The organism is Thermophilibacter mediterraneus (assembly GCF_900119385.1).
Lineage (GTDB): Bacteria > Actinomycetota > Coriobacteriia > Coriobacteriales > Atopobiaceae > Thermophilibacter > Thermophilibacter mediterraneus.
The window spans coordinates 397,806-415,719 of sequence record NZ_FPKO01000008.1 but is presented as its reverse complement, the minus strand read 5'-3'; the positions used below and the strand labels follow the sequence as shown (position 1 = coordinate 415,719).

General features: G+C 71.7%; 14 protein-coding genes. All 14 read left to right on the top strand.

Going from position 1 to position 17,914, the window contains the following annotated elements; genetic code table 11:
* The first annotated feature begins 126 nt into the window (after positions 1–126).
* The 14 genes from BQ7106_RS03915 (at position 127) to BQ7106_RS03850 (ending at position 17,788) form a co-directional block, all read left to right on the top strand.
* Positions 127–1,788, top strand: a complete 1,662-nt coding sequence (locus tag BQ7106_RS03915) for a CTP synthase (protein WP_072371539.1) — start codon at positions 127–129, stop codon at positions 1,786–1,788.
* A gap of 9 nt (positions 1,789–1,797) precedes the next feature.
* Positions 1,798–2,694 (top strand): site-specific tyrosine recombinase, encoded by an 897-nt coding sequence (locus BQ7106_RS03910; RefSeq protein WP_072371536.1) that lies wholly within the window; start codon positions 1,798–1,800, stop codon positions 2,692–2,694.
* Positions 2,695–3,219: 525 nt separating this feature from the next.
* Entirely contained in the window at positions 3,220–3,678 is a 459-nt protein-coding gene (locus tag BQ7106_RS03905) for a division/cell wall cluster transcriptional repressor MraZ (protein ID WP_072371533.1), read from the top strand.
* 17 nt (positions 3,679–3,695) lie between these two features.
* Positions 3,696–4,658: a 16S rRNA (cytosine(1402)-N(4))-methyltransferase RsmH gene (gene rsmH, locus BQ7106_RS03900; protein WP_072371529.1), complete on the top strand. Its 963-nt coding sequence runs from the start codon at positions 3,696–3,698 to the stop codon at positions 4,656–4,658.
* A 240-nt stretch (positions 4,659–4,898) separates the two neighbouring features.
* On the top strand, positions 4,899–5,393 hold the full coding sequence (ftsL, locus tag BQ7106_RS03895; protein WP_072371526.1) for a cell division protein FtsL: 495 nt from the start codon (positions 4,899–4,901) through the stop codon (positions 5,391–5,393).
* Positions 5,394–5,547: 154 nt separating this feature from the next.
* Positions 5,548–7,191 carry a peptidoglycan D,D-transpeptidase FtsI family protein gene (locus BQ7106_RS03890; protein WP_338064443.1) on the top strand — a complete coding sequence of 548 codons (1,644 nt, stop codon included), beginning with the start codon at positions 5,548–5,550 and terminating at the stop codon, positions 7,189–7,191.
* Positions 7,192–7,278: 87 nt separating this feature from the next.
* A complete protein-coding gene (locus BQ7106_RS03885) occupies positions 7,279–8,718 on the top strand; it encodes a UDP-N-acetylmuramoyl-tripeptide--D-alanyl-D-alanine ligase (RefSeq protein ID WP_072371520.1) in 1,440 nt (479 codons plus the stop codon).
* Positions 8,715–9,746: a phospho-N-acetylmuramoyl-pentapeptide-transferase gene (gene mraY, locus BQ7106_RS03880; protein ID WP_072371516.1), complete on the top strand. Its 1,032-nt coding sequence runs from the start codon at positions 8,715–8,717 to the stop codon at positions 9,744–9,746. The genes BQ7106_RS03885 and mraY overlap by 4 nt, the downstream gene beginning before the upstream one ends.
* Before the next feature lie 28 nt (positions 9,747–9,774).
* On the top strand, positions 9,775–11,202 hold the full coding sequence (gene murD / locus BQ7106_RS03875; protein ID WP_240307422.1) for a UDP-N-acetylmuramoyl-L-alanine--D-glutamate ligase: 1,428 nt from the start codon (positions 9,775–9,777) through the stop codon (positions 11,200–11,202).
* A gap of 3 nt (positions 11,203–11,205) precedes the next feature.
* Positions 11,206–12,753, top strand: coding sequence for a putative lipid II flippase FtsW (gene ftsW, locus BQ7106_RS03870; protein WP_072371513.1), 1,548 nt, complete (start codon positions 11,206–11,208; stop codon positions 12,751–12,753).
* A 9-nt stretch (positions 12,754–12,762) separates the two neighbouring features.
* The gene (murG, locus tag BQ7106_RS03865) at positions 12,763–13,890 is read left to right on the top strand and encodes an undecaprenyldiphospho-muramoylpentapeptide beta-N-acetylglucosaminyltransferase (protein ID WP_072371510.1); all 1,128 of its coding nucleotides are present in this window, start codon (positions 12,763–12,765) and stop codon (positions 13,888–13,890) included.
* A gap of 310 nt (positions 13,891–14,200) precedes the next feature.
* Positions 14,201–15,628 (top strand): UDP-N-acetylmuramate--L-alanine ligase, encoded by a 1,428-nt coding sequence (gene murC, locus BQ7106_RS03860; RefSeq protein ID WP_072371507.1) that lies wholly within the window; start codon positions 14,201–14,203, stop codon positions 15,626–15,628.
* The gene (murB, locus tag BQ7106_RS03855; protein ID WP_072371504.1) at positions 15,625–16,539 is read left to right on the top strand and encodes a UDP-N-acetylmuramate dehydrogenase; all 915 of its coding nucleotides are present in this window, start codon (positions 15,625–15,627) and stop codon (positions 16,537–16,539) included. The genes murC and murB overlap by 4 nt, the downstream gene beginning before the upstream one ends.
* A gap of 10 nt (positions 16,540–16,549) precedes the next feature.
* Positions 16,550–17,788: a cell division protein FtsQ/DivIB gene (locus BQ7106_RS03850; RefSeq protein WP_072371501.1), complete on the top strand. Its 1,239-nt coding sequence runs from the start codon at positions 16,550–16,552 to the stop codon at positions 17,786–17,788.
* Positions 17,789–17,914 lie beyond the last annotated feature (126 nt).

The following is a 17,914-nucleotide window of genomic DNA, read 5'->3' as shown; positions in this document are numbered from 1 at the left end:
CGCACTGTTTCGCTCATGCGTCAGAATCGGCGAGCGGCGCCGCTCTTCTCGCCCGAGCGCGCTACTATGGAGACCCGTAGTTGAAACTGAGCGCCCCGACGCGCCCCCTACGGGAAGGTCCCTCACATGGCCACTCACTCCACCAAGCACATCTTCGTCACCGGCGGCGTCGTGTCGTCGCTCGGCAAGGGCATCACCGCTGCCTCGCTCGGGCGGCTGCTCAAGGCGCGCGGCTACCACGTCATGATGCAGAAGGCCGACCCTTACCTCAACGTCGACCCGGGCACGATGAGCCCCTTCCAGCACGGCGAGGTCTTCGTGACCGAGGACGGCTACGAGTCCGACCTCGACCTCGGCCACTACGAGCGCTTCATCGACGAGAACCTCACGCGCGCCTCCAACTTCACCACGGGCGCCATCTACCAGAGCCTCATCAGCCGCGAGCGCGCCGGGGACTTCCTCGGCGGCACCGTGCAGGTCATCCCTCACGTCACCGACGCCATCAAGGAGCGCTTCTACCGCGTGGAGGAGCAGACGGGCGCCGACGTGGTCATCACCGAGCTCGGCGGCACCACCGGCGACATCGAGAGCCAGGCCTTCGTCGAGGCCATCCGCCAGTTCCGCAACGAGAAGGGCAAGCGCGACTGCATCCTCATCCACGTGAGCCTCGTGCCCTACATCGCCGCCGCGCACGAGCTCAAGTCCAAGCCCACGCAGCACTCCGTCCGCGAGCTGCGCTCCTTCGGCCTCCAGCCTGACTTCATCGTCTGTCGCTCGGACCGCGAGGTCGGCTCCGCCATCCGCGCCAAGATCGCGGGCTTCTGCGACGTCGAGCCCGACTGCGTCTTCGAGAACTCCGACCTGCCCTCGATCTACGACGTGCCGCGCCACCTCGCCGAGCAGGGCTTCGACCTCAAGGTCTGCGAGCGGCTGGGGCTCGAGCCGCGCGAGTGCCACATGGAGGGCTGGTACGACTTCACGAGCACGATGCACAAGGCGAACGGCCGCGAGGACGTGACGCGCATCCGCGTGGTGGGCAAGTACACCCAGCTCCCCGACGCCTACCTCTCCGTCATCGAGGCGCTCCACCACTCGGGCGTGCGCTTCGGGCGCCACGTGGACATCCGCCTGGTCAATGGCGAGGCCCTGAGCGAGGAGAGCGTCGAGGAGGTGCTCGGCGACGCCGACGGCATCCTCGTGCCCGGCGGCTTCGGCGTGCGCGGCATCGAGGGCAAGGTCGCGGCCGTTCGCTACGCGCGCACGCACAAGGTCCCCTACCTGGGCGTCTGCCTGGGTCTGCAGGTGGCGGTGTGCGAGTTCGCGCGTGATGTCTGCGGCATGGAGGGGGCGAGCTCGACCGAGTTCGAGCCGACCTGCGCCTACCCGGTGATCGACCTCATGCCGGAGCAGGCCGGCGTCACCGACAAGGGCGCGACCATGCGCCTCGGCGCCTACCCGTGCAAGGTCGCCGAGGGCACGCTCGCCGCCGAGGCCTACGGCGAGCCCCTCGTCTACGAGCGCCACCGCCACCGCTACGAGGTCAGCAACGCCTACCGCGAGGAGCTCGCGGCCGCGGGGCTCGTGGTGTCGGGCACCTCGCCGGACGGTCGCCTCGTCGAGATGGTCGAGCTTCCCGAGGACGTCCACCCCTGGTTCGTGGCGAGCCAGGCCCACCCCGAGTTCAAGAGCCGGCCGGACCGCCCGGCGCCGCTCTTCCGCGAGTTCGTGCGCGCCGCGATCGCCCGCCACGAGGGCGTGGGGCGCCGCGACGTGACCACGCTCCCGTAGGGGCGGGCCGTGGACCTCGAGGCGGCGCGCAGGGAGTACCTGGGGTACCTCGCCGTCGAGCGCGGGAGCTCCGGCAACACCGTCGCCGCGTACGGGCGCGACCTGCGGCGCTACGTGTCCTGGCTCGCCGAGCTCGGCGTGAGCGACCCCGAGGACGTCACGCGCGAGCTCGTGGAGGCGCACGTGGCTGAGCTTACCGAGACCGGCCTCGCGCCGGCCTCGGTCGAGCGCGCCGTCTCGGCGATCAAGGGGCTCCACCGCTTCATGGTGAGCGACGGGATCTGCTCGGCCCATCCGACCTCCGACCTGCCGCTCCCCGCGAAGCCCGCGCGCCTGCCGGACGTGATCTCCGTGGAGGACGCCGGGAGGCTGCTCGACCAGCCGTTCCCACGGACGCCCACGGGCCTGCGCGACCGAGCTGTCCTGGAGGTGCTCTACGGCTGCGGGCTTCGCGCGAGCGAGCTCACGGGGCTCGACCTGCGCGCGGTCCTGCTCGACGAGGAGCTGCTGAGGGTCTTTGGAAAGGGCGAGAAGGAGCGCGTGGTGCCGATCCTCGGCACCGCGGCCGAGGCGCTCGGCGCCTACCTCGAGCGCGGGCGCGGGGCGCTCGAGGGGCGCAGGCCGACCCAGGCGGTCTTCCTCAACGCGCGCGGGGGCCGGCTCACGCGTCAGTCGGTCCATGCAATCGTGGAGAAGTACGGTCGGGTCGTGGGGATTCGCGGCCTCCACCCGCACACGCTGCGCCACAGCTTCGCCACCCACCTTCTCGAGGGCGGGGCGGACCTGCGCGCGGTGCAGGAGCTGCTCGGCCACGCCAACGTGGCGACGACCCAGCTCTACACGCACGTCGACCGAAGCCACATCCGCCGCGTGTACCTCGCGGCGCATCCCCGCGCGCGGTCGTAGCGCGCGGCACCGGCGACCGTCCCCGCAGCCCCGCTCGCCGGTCCCTCCCGTCACGGGCTTCGTCGTCTTGGTGGGGCGCGGTGTGGGGCACAGTGTGGGGCGCGGTGTGGGGCGGCCGAGGGCCCTTGTCCGCCGCGCGTGGGGCGCGGTGGGGGAGCGCCCCGCCCGAGCGCCCCACCGCGCCGTGCCGAGGCGCCCCGCCCGAGCGCCCTTGTGCCCGCTGCTGCCACTCTGAGCAGTACTTTTTCTGTCGCTCGCGCTACATACCACCCGTGAGCTGCACCTTCATCCCAGCGCCACAAATCGTTTGCCGGCGTCCCGAACACCGTGCGCCCTCTTGTGTCCTCCCTGCCCCAACGACGCTACATCTGGGGGCTCGCGCGGTCGGGACGGACCGTCCAAACCCATATTTCAACCGCAGGGTGTGGCAAAGTGTTTTTTGGTGTCGCAAAGTGTCGCCGATGACGTATAGTATTCGCACGCTCCGTTCGGGGCAGGGTCCTTGTCTCTCGAGGGGAGGGTGACATGCTCGCCGGCACGTATCCGATGTCCGTGGATGCCAAGGCGCGCGTCACCCTGCCGGCCGTCTTCCGCAAGCAGCTCGTGGATGGCGACAAGAAGACGATATACCTTGTGCCCCTGAGCGAGAGCGTGAGCGGCTTCACTCCCGAGGGGTTCACGGCCTACGTCGACGCGCTCTTCGATCACGGCGACGATCGCTTTGATCCCCGCAGTCGCAACGACGTCCGTCTCAAGAGGGCGCTCTGGGCCCGTGCGGTCGAGGTCGACATCGACTCGGCCGGCCGCGTGGCGCTCGGAAAGCTCGACGTCTCCAAGGCGGGGACGCGCGAGCGCTACGGCCTCACGGGCGACGTCACGATCGTGGGTGCCGGGGACCACTTCGAGGTGTGGAACACCGAGCAGTGGAACGCGGCGCAGGAGAGCCTCGACGACGAGCTCGACGCGCTCCTCTATCACGACTGACGAAGGGGGTGGGGTCCATGACAGCAGAATATCGGCACGTACCCGTGATGCTCGCCGAGGTCCTCGCCGAGCTCGACCCCCAGCCGGGGGAGGTGGTGTGCGACTGCACCCTCGGTGGTGCGGGACACTCCGTCGAGCTTGCGCGCCGCGTGGCCCCGGACGGCCTGTCGCTTGGGATCGACCAGGACGACATGGCCCTCGCGGCCGCGACGGAGCGCCTCTCCCGCGAGGTGCCCGAGGCGAGCGTCAAGCCCCTCAAGGGGAACTTCGGCGACCTCGACGACCTGCTCGTCGAGGCTGAGGTACCCGGGGTCGACTGCTTCCTGTTCGACCTCGGCGTCTCGTCGCCGCAGCTTGACATCCCGGAGCGCGGGTTCTCGTATCACGAGGACGCCCCGCTCGACATGCGCATGAATTCGGGCAACCACACCCTAACCGCAGCTGAGGTCGTGAACACCTACAACGAAGCAGACCTCGCCCGAATCCTTCGCGTCTACGGGGACGAGCGCTTTGCGTCGCGCATCGCCCGGCGCATCGTCGAGACCCGCGCCAAGGCGCCGATCGAGACGACCCTGCAGCTCGTCGACGTCGTCAAGGCTGCGATCCCCGCAGCGGCGAGAAGGACGGGCGGGCACCCGGCCCGTCGGACCTTCCAGGCGCTGCGCATCGAGGTCAACCACGAGCTCGACGTCCTCGATCGCGGCCTGCGCGCCGCGGCTCGCTGGGCGAACCCGGGCGGGAGGATCTGCGTCATCTCCTACCACTCGCTCGAGGACCGCATCGTGAAGCACGTCTTCTCGGAGCTGTCCCAGGGGTGCACCTGCCCGCCGGACCTCCCGGTGTGCGTCTGCGGTCACGTGCCGGTGCTCAGGGTCAGGACCAGAAAGCCGCTCGTCGCCTCCGAGGAGGAGGTCGCGACCAACCCGCGGTCGCGGAGCGCCCTCATGCGCGTGGCGGTCAAGCTCGACGCCACCGGATGAGCAACAGGGGGTAGCCGGCATCCGCCGTCTACATAGAATCGCACCACCAACGCACGAAGATCGCAGCTCAAACGCACTACCAACGAAGACTAAACGTACCGTCAACCTACTCTGAAGTAACTCTTAAGGACGCTCAAGCTCTACTCGAGGGGAAGTATCAAGTAACCCTCAAGTCCCCAGCGTACCTGCCATGATGTGCTCACCTAGCGGCATGAGTCGCGCGCAACCGAGGAAAGATGCATGAGGTACCAGGGATCTGAGGCATACAGCATGAGGGCGGCCGAGCGGGAGCTGGAGCGCCCGTACGAGCGTCCCGCGACGTCGTTCGAGGTCGTCTCGGGCGGCGGCCTCGACGCCCAGGCGCGCCGGGGCGTCTCCCACGAGTTCCTCGCCCGCGCGCGCACGGTCGCGGCGGTCGCGCTCTTCCTCTTCGTCCTCGGCCTCGCCCGCGTGGCGCTCTCCGCGGCGACCGTCGCCGTGCTCCAGACCAACTCCGACCTCACGACGCAGATCGAGGAGGCCGAGAAGCTGAGCTCGGACCTCCGCATCGAGCGGTCCGTGCTCTCGAGCAACGCGCGCATCAGCCGCATCGCGACCCAGAACTACGGCATGGTGCTGCCGAGCGACCACGTGACGGTCTCGCTCTCCCAGGGCGACGACGCCTCGGCGGCGACGTCAGATGGTGATGCTGCGCAGGGCGCGGAAGAGGCGGGCGCGCAGGCGGACCTCGGCTAGACTTGCTAGCGTGAGAACGAGAGACAGACAGAGCCGCCCCGTGCGGCGCGAGCGACCGGAGGCCTCGTACGACGAGGCCTCTCGTGCGCGGTACCGTGTTCGAGCGTCGCGCCCCGGGGGGTCGGGGGGCGGCGGCTCGGACCGCGGACTGTCCGTGACGCGCAGGGTCTTTCTCGCCCTCTTCGGGATCGTGGCGCTGCGCCTGGGGTGGCTCCAGGTCGTCGACGCCCCGCGGCTCGCCAAGCGCGCCGAGGAGCAGCGCACCAACACGATCCCGCTCCACGCGCGCCGCGGCACCATCTACGACCGCAACGGCAACGTCCTCGCCATGAGCGAGGAGTGCGAGACCATCTACTGCAACCCCGAGGAGGTCTCCGACCCCTCGGGCGTCGCCGACCTGCTCGTCGACGCGCTCGGCGGGGACAAGCAGGACTACATGGACCTGCTCACCACCCCCGACACCACGTTCGTCTACCTCAGGCGCCAGGTCGACCAGGACGTCGCCGACGCGCTCTCCTCCTCGCTCGACGAGGATGAGCTCACGGGGGTCTACTTCCTCGCCGACACCAAGCGCACCTACCCGTACGGGGCGGTGGGCCAGCAGGTGCTCGGCTTCGTGAACGCCGACGGCGTGGGCACCACGGGCCTCGAGTACCAGTACAACGACCTGCTCACGGGCACCGACGGCGAGATGATCGTCGAGACGGGCCTCACCGGCACGCCCATCGCGGGCGGCGCCTCGCAGGTGACCGAGGCCGTCAACGGCACCGACATCGTGATCTCGCTCGACGTGGACCTCCAGCAGGCGTGCGAGTCCATCATCGAGGCCGCGGTCGACACCTACGAGGCCGAATCCGGCTCCGTCATGGTCACCGACCCGACGACGGGCGAGGTCCTCGCGGCGTGCTCGACCCCGCTCGCGGACTTCGACGACCTGAGTGACTCCGCGGCCCTCAACCTCAAGCTCGTGTCGAGCTCCTTCGAGCCCGGCTCGGTCTTCAAGGTCATCACGACCTCGATAGGGCTCGACCGCGGGCTCTACGGCCCCGAGACGAGCTACTCCGTGCCCGCCGCGTACAAGGTCGGCGACGACTACGTGACCGACGACGACGCGCGCGACTACACCATGGACATGACCGTGCGCGAGATGATGCGGCGCTCCTCGAACGCCGCCATGGCCATGCTCGTGAGCGAGGTGATCGGCCCCGAGGCCTTCGCGGAGGGGGTCGATCGCTTCGGCATCGGGCACGTCACCGGCATCGACTACCCGGGGGAGGCGTCGGGCCTCGTCAAGACCCTCGCCGAGTACGACGGGTCCACGGCGGGCTCGATGGCCTTCGGCCAGGCGCTCGCCATCCCCATGGTCCAGATCGTGCGCGCCTACGGCGCCGTCGCAAACGGCGGCGTCCCCACCACGCCCCACTTCCTCGTGACAAGGGGCGGGGAGGAGGTGGACTGGCCCGCGGGGGACAGGATCATCTCCGCCGAGACAGCCGCGCAGGAGGTCGACATCATGAGGACGGTCGTGGCCGAGGGCACGGGGCGCAACGCCCAGATCGAGGGGTACGACATCGCGGGCAAGACCGGCACGGGCGAGCAGGCCTCCGAGGAGGGGGGCTACCTCGAGGGGTCCTTCGTGGCCTCCCTGTGCGGCTTCGCCAACGCGGACGAGCCGGAGGTCCTCGTCTACGTGGGCCTCAACCACATCCCCCACCTCGCGTCGCAGTCCGCGGCCAACGTGTTCCACGACGTCATGTCCCAGGCGGTGACCATCCTCGGCGTCTCGCCGACGTCGTAGGGGGCGCCCAGGGGCCCCGCGGGCGCCCCGGCGCCCCGAGCCGTAACCACCCGGGCGCCCCGGCGCCCAAGAGCGAAAGGTCGGACGATGATTCACATGTCAGTCGACGATGTCGCGCGCGCGACGGGCGCGGAGGTGCTCCTGCCGGGCTCCGTCGACGTCGCCGGCGAGGTCGTCATAGACTCGCGCCTCGCGGCGCCCGGCGGCCTCTTCGTGGCCTTCGCCGGCGAGCGCGTCGACGGCAACGCCTACCTCGGCGCCGCCGCGCGGCTCGGCGCCGCCGCGGTGGTGGCGTCGGCGGAGCCCGCCCCCGAGGCCCTCGCCGAGGCCCGCGAGTGCGGGTGCGCGGTGCTCCGCGCCGAGGGGGACGACTGCGAGGAGTTCCTGCTGCGCCTGGCGCGGGCCTGGCGCGAGGCGCACCCCGACTGGCTCGTCGTCGCGGTGACCGGGTCCGTGGGCAAGACCACGACCAAGGAGATGCTCGCCGCCGCCTTCGGGTCGCAGCGCCGCTGCCACGCCACGCGCGGCAACCTCAACAACCTCATCGGCGGCCCGCTCACGGTGCTCTCGGCGCCGGACGACACCGAGGTGCTCGTCTGCGAGCTCGGCATGAACCACCCGCACGAGATCGAGCGCCTCGCGGCCGCCTGCCAGCCCGCGCTCGCCGCCATCACCAACGTGGGGACGAGCCACATCGGCATCCTCGGGAGCCGCGAGAACATCGCGCGCGCCAAGGCGGAGATCGTCTCGGGCATGCGCGCCCTCGGCGAGCTCCCGCGGACGCTCGCGCTCACGAGCTCGTGCGACTACACGCCCTTCATCGAGGAGGGCTTCGCCCGCCCCGCCGGGGTCGAGGTCGTGCGCGTGGGCGCCGCGCCCGCAGACGCCGTCCGCGCGGAGTCCGTCTCCCTCGACGACGAGGGTCGCCCGACCGCGCGCGTCCTGTGCTCGGACGGCTGGTCGCGCGAGGTCACGCTGAGCGTCCCGGGCCGCGCCGCCGTCGACGACCTGCTGCTCGCCGTGGCGCTCGTCTGGCGCGCCGGGCTCGACCGCGACGCCGCCCTCGACGCCGTCGCCGCCATGACGGCGACGAGCATGCGGCTCGACGTGCGCGAGGCGCCCTGCGGCGCGCGCGTGATCGACGACTCCTACAACGCCGCCCCCGCGTCGATGGCCTCCTCGCTCGACGTGCTCGCCCAGATGGCCTGCCCGGGACGCCGCGTCGCGGTCCTCGGCGAGATGGGCGAGCTCGGGGGGGAGGCGGTGCGCCTGCACGGGTACGTGGGCGCCTACGCCGCCGCCAAGGGCGTCGACCTGCTCGTCCTCATCGGCGGGGAGCTCGCCGACGCCATGGCCGAGGCGGCGCGCACGATGGGCCTCTCGGAGGACCGCGTCGAGCGGCTCGCCACCGTCGAGGACGCGGTGCGCGTCATCGCGCCCGTGCTCGGCGCGGGCGACCTCGTGCTCGTCAAGGCAAGTCGCGCCGCCGGGCTCGACGGCTTCGTGAGGGGAGTGCTCCAGCGATGATCGGAAACCCCGCATATCCCACCTACCAGGTGTTTCTCGCCGTGGGCCTCGCCGCGATCGTGACCGGCCTGCTCACCGCCCCCTTCATCCGCCTCATGCGCCACGAGGGGGTGGGCCAGCAGGTCCGCGCCGACGGGCCGCAGCGCCACCTCGTCAAGCAGGGGACCCCCACCATGGGGGGCATCGTCATGCTCGTGGGCGTCCTCGTGACCACGGCCCTTCTCGCCGAGTGGACGGCCGGGCTCACGGCCGCCGTCGTCGTCACGCTCGTCACCGGCTCGCTCGGCCTGCTCGACGACATCGAGTCCGTGGCGCACGGGCGCTCGCTCGGCCTCACGCCCTCCCAGAAGATGGCGGGCCTCATCCTGATCTCGGTGGCGTTCTGCCTCGTGGCGGTCAACGCCTGCGGCGTGCCCGCCGAGGTGCGCTTCCCCGGCGGCCTCTCTGTCGACCTCGGGGTGCTCACCACGACCCTCGAGCTCGGCGGCGTCACCGTCGAGGTGCCGTGGCTCTACCTCTTCTTCGTCTTCCTGCTCATGGCGGGCCTCTCCAACGCCGTCAACCTCACCGACGGCCTCGACGGCCTCGCGGGCGGCTGCTCGATGGTCGTCATGCTCGCGATGGCGATGGTCGCCTTCCGCTACGAGGAGGTCAACCTCGCGATCTTCGCCGCCTCGATCGCGGGCGCGTGCGTGGGGTTCCTCTGGCACAACTGCTACCCCGCCTCGATCTTCATGGGCGACACCGGCTCGCTCGCGCTCGGCGCCGCCTTCGCGGCGCTCGCCGTCCTCACCAAGACCGAGGTCACCTCGCTCATCATGGGCGGCCTGTTCATCTGCGAGGCCCTCTCGGTCATCATCCAGGTGGCGAGCTTCAAGCTCACCGGGAGGCGCGTCTTCCCCATGACGCCGATCCACCACAGCTTCGAGAAGATCGGCTGGGCCGAGAACAAGGTCGTCATCCGCTTCTGGATCATCTCGGCGGCCTTCGCCGCGCTCGGGTTCGCGCTCTACTTCCAGCTCGGCTAGCCGCACGTCCGCATTGGGGGGAAAGAACATGGCGGGGGAGAAGAACATGTCATCCGCTCGGCTGCTCGGCGACGTCGTCGTCCTCGGCCTCGGGCGCACCGGGGAGGCCGCGGCGCGCTACCTCGCGTCCCTGGCGCCCGGTCGCGTGCGGTCCGTGACGCTCTACGGGGGCGCGTCCTCGGCCGAGGGCGAGCGCACCCGCGCGCTCGAGGCCGCGGGCGTGCGCGTGGTCACCGGGACCGAGGAGGTGAGCGGCTCGTTCGACCTCGCCGTGACGTCGCCGGGCATCCCCCTCGACGCCCCGTTCGCGCGCTCGGCGGCGGCGTGCTCCCGCGAGCTCGTCGGCGAGGTGGAGCTCGCCTTCCGCGAGAGCCCCGAGCGCTGGGTCGCCGTGACGGGCACCAACGGCAAGACCACCACCACCTCGCTCGTCACGCACCTCCTGCGCGAGGGCGGGCTCGAGGCGAGCTCGGTGGGCAACATCGGCACCCCGCCGACCGAGCTCGTCGCCGGTCGCCCCGCGGGGGGCTGGCTCGTGGCCGAGCTCTCGAGCTTCCAGCTCGCCGCGACGACGAGCTTCCACCCGCGCGTCGCCGTCCTGCTCAACGTGACCCCCGACCACCTCGAGTGGCACCACACCATGGAGGCGTACGCCGCCGCCAAGGAGCGCGCCCTCGCCAACCTCGGCGCCGCCGACCTCGCCGTGGTCTCCGTCGACGACGACTGGTGCCGCGCCGCGGCCAGGCGCTGCGAGGAGCGCGGCCTCAGGGTCTGCCGGCTCTCGACGGCCGGCGACCCCGGCTCCCCGTGCGCGGCGTTCCTGCGCGAGGGGACGCTCGTCGTGCGCCTCGACGGCGCGGAGCACGTCCTGCTCGACGCCTCCGAGCTCAAGATCTTCGGCACGCACAACGCCGAGAACGCCCTCGCGGCCGCCGCGTGCGCCCTCGAGCTCGGCGTCGCCGACGAGCTCGTCCGCTCCGGGCTGAGGTCCTTCTCGCCCATCGAGCACCGCATCGAGCCCGCCGGCGAGGTCGGCGGCGTGCGCTACGTGAACGATTCCAAGGCCACCAACACCGACTCCGTGGAGAAGGCCCTCACGGCGTTCCCCGCGGGGACGGTGGTCCTCATGCTGGGCGGGCACGACAAGATGACCGACCTCTCGTCGCTCGCGTCCGCGGTCTGCGCGCGCTGCCGCGTCGCGGTGTGCTTCGGCGAGGCGGGCGAGCGCATCGCCGCGGCGCTCGAGGCCGCGCGCGCCGCCTCGGGCTCCGGGCTCGCCGTCCTGCGCGCCCCCCACCTGCGCGAGGCCTTCGACGCGGCGGTCGCGTCGGCGCGCCCGGGCGAGACGGTCCTTCTCTCCCCGGCGTGCTCCTCCTTCGACGAGTTCTCCAACATGGCCGAGCGCGGCCGCCTCTTCAAGCGGCTCGTGCGCGAGCTGTCCGGCGAGGGGGCCTAGGCCATGGCGTACCGTCAGGCAGCCCAGGCGGTGGCGGGCCGCCCCGCGCGGCGCGACAGGGGGGCGGGCGGCGAGCGCACGGTGCTCGGCGTGCCCGAGCGCTTCATGCGCCCGCGGATCGTCCTTGCGCTCTGTGTGGGGATCCTCGTCGCCTTCGGCGTGCTCATGGTCTACTCGGCCTCGTCGGTGACCGCGCTCGCGGACACGGGTGACGCCGCCTACTACCTCAAGCGCGAGCTCATGTTCCTCGCGGTGGGCCTCGTGGCGGCCCTCGCGCTCGCCGTGCTCGACTACCACATCTGGGTGCAGCGCTTCCTCGTCCCCATCTGGATCGTCACGGCGCTGCTGCTCGCGCTCGTCATCGTGGCGGGCACCGACAACGACATGGGCGCCACCCGCTGGATCAACCTCGGCTTCTTCGACCTGCAGCCGTCGGAGTTCGCCAAGATCACCATCGTCTTCACGGCGGCCAACCTGGCGGAGAGCTACTTCGAGCGCGGCACGCTCGACTGGTGGGGGTTCCTCAAGCTCCTCGCGGCCGGCGTGGGCCTGCCGCTTTTGCTCATCATCATCCAGCCCGACAAGGGCTCGACGCTCGTCTTGGGCCTCACGATCATCGTGATGGGCTACCTCGCGGGCGTGCCGCGCGCCTACCTGGGAATCGTCCTGTTCCTGGGGGTGGCGGCGTTTCTCGCGCTCTCGCTCAAGGACGACTACTCGCGCCAGCGCCTGCTCACGATGCTCGACCCCGAGTCCGACCCCTTCCGCAGCGGCTACCAGATCCTGCAGGGCTTCTACGCCTTCGGGTCGGGCGGGCTGTTCGGCGTTGGGCTGGGCTTCTCGCGCCAGAAGTACTCCTACCTGCCCATGGCGCACAACGACTTCATCTTCGCCGTGATCGGCGAGGAGTGCGGGCTGGTCGGCACGCTCGGGGTGCTCGCGGGGTTCGCGGTCTTCCTCTGGGCGGGCCTGCAGATCGCGCGCTACGCCCCGGACCTCTCGGGGCGGCTGCTCGCGGCCGGGTGCACCTCGCTCGTGGTCATCCAGATGCTGCTCAACGTCAGCGGCGTGCTCGGGATCTTCCCGCTCTCGGGCAAGCCGATCCCCTTCATCAGCTACGGCGGCTCGTCGATCATCGCGAGCCTCATGCTCGTGGGGCTGATCCTCTCGGTCTCGATCCACTCGAGGCTGCCGGAGACCTCGCACGACGGCATGCGCCGCTCGTGGCAGGTCGCGCCGGGCGAGCCGGGCGGCTACGACGCGGGGCTCTCCTTCGTCGGGGAGCCCGTCGCCCGCTCGCAGCGCCCCCGGCGCGACGACGCGGTCGGCCGGCGTGCGGGGAGCGGCGGGCCGGCCGGGTCCCGCGGCGGCGCGAGAGGGGGCCTCACCGTCATGGAGGGCGGCTCCGGGCGCTCCGGTCGCGGCTCGTCAGGCAGGGGCGCGCCCGGTCGCGGCACGACCGGCAGGGGGCAGCGCGGAAGGATCGACCTCGGGCCGAGCGCGTCGGAGCGGCTGCGCGACCGTCGCGGCGGCCCGAGGGGCAGGAGATAGGGGAGGCACATGGACAAGAGGGACCTCGAGGTCGTCATCGCCGCGGGCGGGACGGCCGGGCACATCAACCCCGCGCTCGCGCTCGCGGAGGAGCTGCGCGACCGCGGCCACCACGTGACGTTCTTCGGGCAGACCGCCAAGCTCGAGGGGAGGCTCGTGCCCGAGGCGGGCTTCGAGCTCGTCCCGGTGGTGGTGAGCGGCTTCGACCGCGCGCGGCCCTGGACGCTCGTGAGCTCGCTCGCCCGCATGCGCCGGGCGCAGTCGCAGATCGCGCGCCGCTTCTGCGCCTCGGGGGCGCCCGACGTGGCGGTGGGCTTTGGCGCCTACGTCGAGATGCCGTTGCTCAACTGCTGTCATCGCATGGGCGTGCCGTACCTGCTGCACGAGCAGAACTCCGTGCCGGGCCTCGCCAACAAGGCGCTCGCCCCGCACGCGGAGGAGGTGTGCATCTCGGTGCCGGCGGCGCGCGACGCGTTCGAGCGCGAGCGGCGCCCCGCGCGCGGCGTGGTGCTCACGGGCAACCCCGTGCGCAGGAGCGTGGTCGCGGCGAGCCGCGAGGCCGGGCGCGCCGCGTTCGGCGTGCGCGAGGGGCAGACGATGCTGCTCGTCTTTGGCGGCTCGCTCGGGGCCGCCCACGTGAACGAGGCGGTCTGCCGCCTCAAGGGGGAGCTGCTCTCCCGCGAGGGGCTCGTCGTGGTGCACTCGACGGGGGCCGACGGCTTCGACGACACGGTCGGCGACCTCGCCCTCACGCCCGAGGAGCAGCTGCGCTGGCGCGTCATGCCCTACATCTCGAACATGGGCGAGGCGCTCGCGGCGGCCGACCTCGTGGTCAGCCGCGCCGGGGCGTCGTCGATCGCCGAGATCGCCGCGCTCGCGGTGCCGAGCCTGCTCGTGCCCTACCCGCGCGCCACCGCCGACCACCAGACCACCAACGCCCGCTTCCTCACCGACGCCGGTGCCGCCGCGCTCGTCGCGGACGACCGGCTCGACGAGCCCGTCTTCGCCGAGACCCTGCTCGGGCTGCTCGACGACCCGGCGCGGCGCGACGAGATGCGCGCCGCGGCCCGGGGGCTCGGCGGCAGCGACGCCGCGGCGGCGCTCGCCGACGAGGTCGAGCGCGCGGCGCGGGCCTAGCCGGCCTGCCTGGGGTACGTGCTGGTTCCGGTCGGAATCGGCCCTCGGACCGTCCGCAACCCGCATGTGTCTGGGGTACGTGCGGGTTCCGGTCGGAACCGGCCCGCAGACCGTCCGCAACCCGCACGTGTCTGGGGTACGTGCTGGCTGCGGACGGAATCCGGCCCAGAACCGTCCGCAACCCGCACGTACTTCTCGCCGCGCCCGACGCGGGGCGGCCTCGCTCGCGGGGGTTTTGGGGAGCCGACGCAGGACGCCTGCTTTTGGGATAGAGTAGGGTGTCATGGAAAATCCCGTCGGAGGCGGTTTCATGGTCGACAAGAACGACGACATCAAGAACGTCACGAGCGCCCACTTCATCGGCATCGGCGGCGCCGGCATGAGCGGCATCGCCCTCGTGCTGCACGAGCGCGGCTGCCGCGTCACCGGCAGCGACCTCAAGAGCTCCCACTACGTCCGCGAGCTCGAGGCCGCCGGCATTCCCGTGCGCGTCGGCCACGACGCGGCCACGATCGACGAGGCCATGCCGCAGGTCGTCGTCACCTCCACCGCCATCCCCGAGACCAACCCCGAGGTCGTGCGCGCCCGCGAGCTCGGCATCCCCATCTGGCCGCGCGCCAAGATGCTCTCGTGGCTCTCGGGCACGCAGCGCACCATCGCGGTGGCGGGCACGCACGGCAAGACCACCACGTCCTCAATGGTCGCCACGATGCTCGACAAGATGGGGCTCGACCCCTCCTTCCTCATCGGCGGGGTCGTGGAGGGCTACGGCACCAACGGCCGCAACGGCTCCGGCGAGCACTTCGTCTGCGAGGCGGACGAGTCCGACGGGTCCTTCCTCTACCTCGACCCGAGCGTCGTCGTGGTCACCAACATCGAGGCCGACCACCTCGACCACTATGGGACGCTCGAGAACATCGAGCGGACCTTCTGCACCTTCATGGGCCTCGTCGGCGAGGAGGGCACCGTCGTCGTGAACGGCGACGTGCCCCGCTACGTCGAGCTCGCCCGCTCCACGGGCCGCCACGTGCTCACCTACGGCTTCGACCCCTCCTGCGACTACGTCTGCCTGCCCGAGGACTCCCACCATGCCCTCGCGAGCACCTTCTCCGTGCGCCTCCCCGGCGGCGAGAAGGACGTGCGCGTGACCATCAGCTCCAACCCCGGCCGCCACAACATGGCCAACGCCACCGCGGCGATCGCCGTCGCCGACGCCCTCGGCCTCGACCCCGTCGCGGCCGCCGCCGCCCTGAGCGAGTTCCGCGGCGCGCGCCGGCGCTTCACGCACGTGGGCGACGTCGCGGGCGTGACCGTGGTCGACGACTACGGCCACCACCCCACCGAGATCTCCGTCACGCTCGGCGCCGCCGCCGACCTCGGCTTCAAGCGAATCGTCTGCGTCTTCCAGCCCCATCGCTACAGCCGCACGCAGGCCCTCGCCAAGGAGTTCGGCCGCGCCTTCGACAGCGCGGACGTCCTGCGCGTCATGGACGTCTTCTCCGCCGGCGAGATGCCCATCCCGGGCGTCTCGGGCAAGACCGTCGCCAACGCCGTGCGCGCCGACGGCCACGTCGCCGACGTCGCGTACGTGCCGAGCCGCCGCGAGCTGATCGAGGGGCTCTGCGAGACCTGCCGCCCCGGCGACCTGCTCATCACGCAGGGGGCCGGCGACGTGACCACCGTGGGCCCCGACTTCATCGCTGCCATGCGCGAGCGCGAGGGCGGTCGCGACAAGTGAGCGTATTCAACGCGTACATGACCCTCTCCGGCGCCATCGACGCGGACGTCCTGCGCGACGAGCGCCTCTCGAGGCGGACCACCTATCGCATCGGCGGCCCGGCGGCGCTGTTCGTCGCCTGCCACAGCTACGCTGCGCTCGCGAGGACGATCTCGGTGCTCGCCGCGGAGCGCGTCGAGTGGGTCATCGTGGGGAAAGGCTCCAACCTGCTCGTGTCGGACGCCGGCTACGAGGGCTGCGTCATCGTGCTCGACGGCGAGTTCTCGCGCATCTCGTTCGGCGACGACGGCTCGGTCACGGCCGGTGCGGGCACGATCTTGTCCCGGCTCGTCAACGAGGCCCTCAAGGCGGGGCTCTCCGGCCTCGAGCCGTGCGTCGGCATTCCCGGCACGTTCGGCGGCGCCGTCTCCATGAACGCGGGCACGCGCGACGAGTGGATCGGCCGGCGCGTCCGCGACCTCGTGGTCCTGCGACCCGGGGAGGGGCTGCACCGCTACGGCGGCGCCGACGTGACGTGGGGCTACCGCGCCACCTCGATCCCCACCTCCGAGATCGTGCTCGAGGCCACCCTCGACCTCGAGCCGCGCCCGAGCGCCGAGATCTCCGCCGACATGGAGGCGCGCCTGCGCAGGCGCCGCGAGGTCCAGCCCCTCGGCGCGCCGAGCTGCGGGTCGGTCTTCCGCAACCCGCCCGGGCGCTCCGCGGGGATCCTCATCGAGTCCTGCGGGCTCAAGGGCGCCACCCACGGCGGCGCGCAGATCTCCCCCGAGCACGCCAACTTCATCGTCAACCGCGGCGGCGCCACGGCCGCCGACGTCATCGCGCTCATCTCGCGCGCCCACGACGCGGTGCGCGAGCGCTACGGCATCGACCTCGCGTGCGAGGTCAAGCTGCTCGGCTTCGGGGCGTAGGGGGCCTCGCATGGCACGCGACGACGGCAGGCGCCCCACCAGGCGCCAGAGGACGCCCCTTTCCGCGCCCCCCTCGGGGCCGGCACCGCGCAACCAGGCGAGAAGGACCCTGCGGGCGGCATCCCGCCCGTCCGCGGCCTCGCCCGCCCGCGCCGCCGCGGTGGGCGGCGTCGCCACGGCTGCGGGCTCGATCGGGCGCGTGCTCGGCCGTGCCCGCGGCGGCGCGCCCGCGCGGGACGGACGCGAGCGCCGGCAGCGCCACCAGCGCGGCCAGGCGCTGCGCCTCGTTCTCGTGGTGGCCGGCGCCGTCGCCGCGCTGCTGCTCGTGGCGGCCGTCGCGCTCTTCGCGCTGCGTGACTCGTCGGTCTTCTCCATCGACTCCGTCGAGGTCGAGCCCACCGCCCACGTGACGGAGCAGGACATCCAGAACCTCGTGAAGGTGCCCGCGGGCTCGACGCTGCTCAACGTCGACCTCTCGTCCATCGAGCAGGCGCTCAAGAGGGACCCGTGGGTCGCGGGGGCCGACTTCGAGCGTGTGTTCCCACACACGCTCCGCATGACGATCAGGGAGCAGGCGGTCGACGCCCTCGTGGTCATGAGCTCGGGGTCGATCGCCTGGTACCTGGGCGACGCGGGCGCCTGGATCCAGCCGACCAGCGTCGAGGCGGCGGAGGGCCAGTCCGTCAACGACGCCGCCCTCGCGCAGGCGCTCTCCGACGGGTGCCTGCTCATCACCGACGTTCCCGCCACCGTCTCGCCGGTCGCCGGCTCCGAGGCGACCGACGGGGTGCTCGCCGCGGTCGAGGCCTTCCGCGAGGGGTTCTCCGACGACTTCGCGTCCCAGATTGTGAGCTTCTCCGCCCCGAGCGAGGACGCCATCACCTGCACGCTGCAGAGCGGGGTCGAGGTCCTTCTCGGCGCGCCGACCGACATCTCCACCAAGCAGGCGCTCGTGGAGCGGATCCTTGCGGAGCAGCCCTCGGGGTCGGTCTTCTACATCGACGTGCACGTCCCCACCGAGAAGGGCGCGTCCTTCCGGTCGGTGGGGTCCGAGACGGTCCAGGAGGGCTCGGGCGTGGTGTCCTCCTCCGGCGCCGACGCGACGTCGGAGGGCTCGGACGTGTCGTCGGCGGACGGGTCGTCCGGCTCCGCCGAGGGTGACGCCTCCGGCGACGGCGCCGCCGGCTCGGACGGCGCATCCGCGGACGGGCAGTCCTCGGACGGCTCGGGGACCCCCTCCGAGGGGTGACCCGCCGCGACTCCCGGGGCGCGGCGAGCGCGCTCGGGAGCGGGCCAGACCCTCGACCCTGACCCTTAGGCTGAGGCTTTTTCGGTAAACGGTAGCCCCTCTGAGCTGGGAACTCCACGAATTCGC

Coding starts and splice junctions, on each gene's coding strand:
- BQ7106_RS03915 (WP_072371539.1), top strand. CDS start 127: ATGGCCACTCACTCCACCAAGCACATCTTCGTCACCGGCGGCGTCGTG.
- murD (WP_240307422.1), top strand. CDS start 9,775: ATGGCGGGGGAGAAGAACATGTCATCCGCTCGGCTGCTCGGCGACGTC.
- mraY (WP_072371516.1), top strand. CDS start 8,715: ATGATCGGAAACCCCGCATATCCCACCTACCAGGTGTTTCTCGCCGTG.
- BQ7106_RS03905 (WP_072371533.1), top strand. CDS start 3,220: ATGCTCGCCGGCACGTATCCGATGTCCGTGGATGCCAAGGCGCGCGTC.
- ftsL (WP_072371526.1), top strand. CDS start 4,899: ATGAGGTACCAGGGATCTGAGGCATACAGCATGAGGGCGGCCGAGCGG.
- BQ7106_RS03885 (WP_072371520.1), top strand. CDS start 7,279: ATGATTCACATGTCAGTCGACGATGTCGCGCGCGCGACGGGCGCGGAG.
- BQ7106_RS03850 (WP_072371501.1), top strand. CDS start 16,550: ATGGCACGCGACGACGGCAGGCGCCCCACCAGGCGCCAGAGGACGCCC.
- ftsW (WP_072371513.1), top strand. CDS start 11,206: ATGGCGTACCGTCAGGCAGCCCAGGCGGTGGCGGGCCGCCCCGCGCGG.
- murG (WP_072371510.1), top strand. CDS start 12,763: ATGGACAAGAGGGACCTCGAGGTCGTCATCGCCGCGGGCGGGACGGCC.
- murC (WP_072371507.1), top strand. CDS start 14,201: ATGGTCGACAAGAACGACGACATCAAGAACGTCACGAGCGCCCACTTC.
- rsmH (WP_072371529.1), top strand. CDS start 3,696: ATGACAGCAGAATATCGGCACGTACCCGTGATGCTCGCCGAGGTCCTC.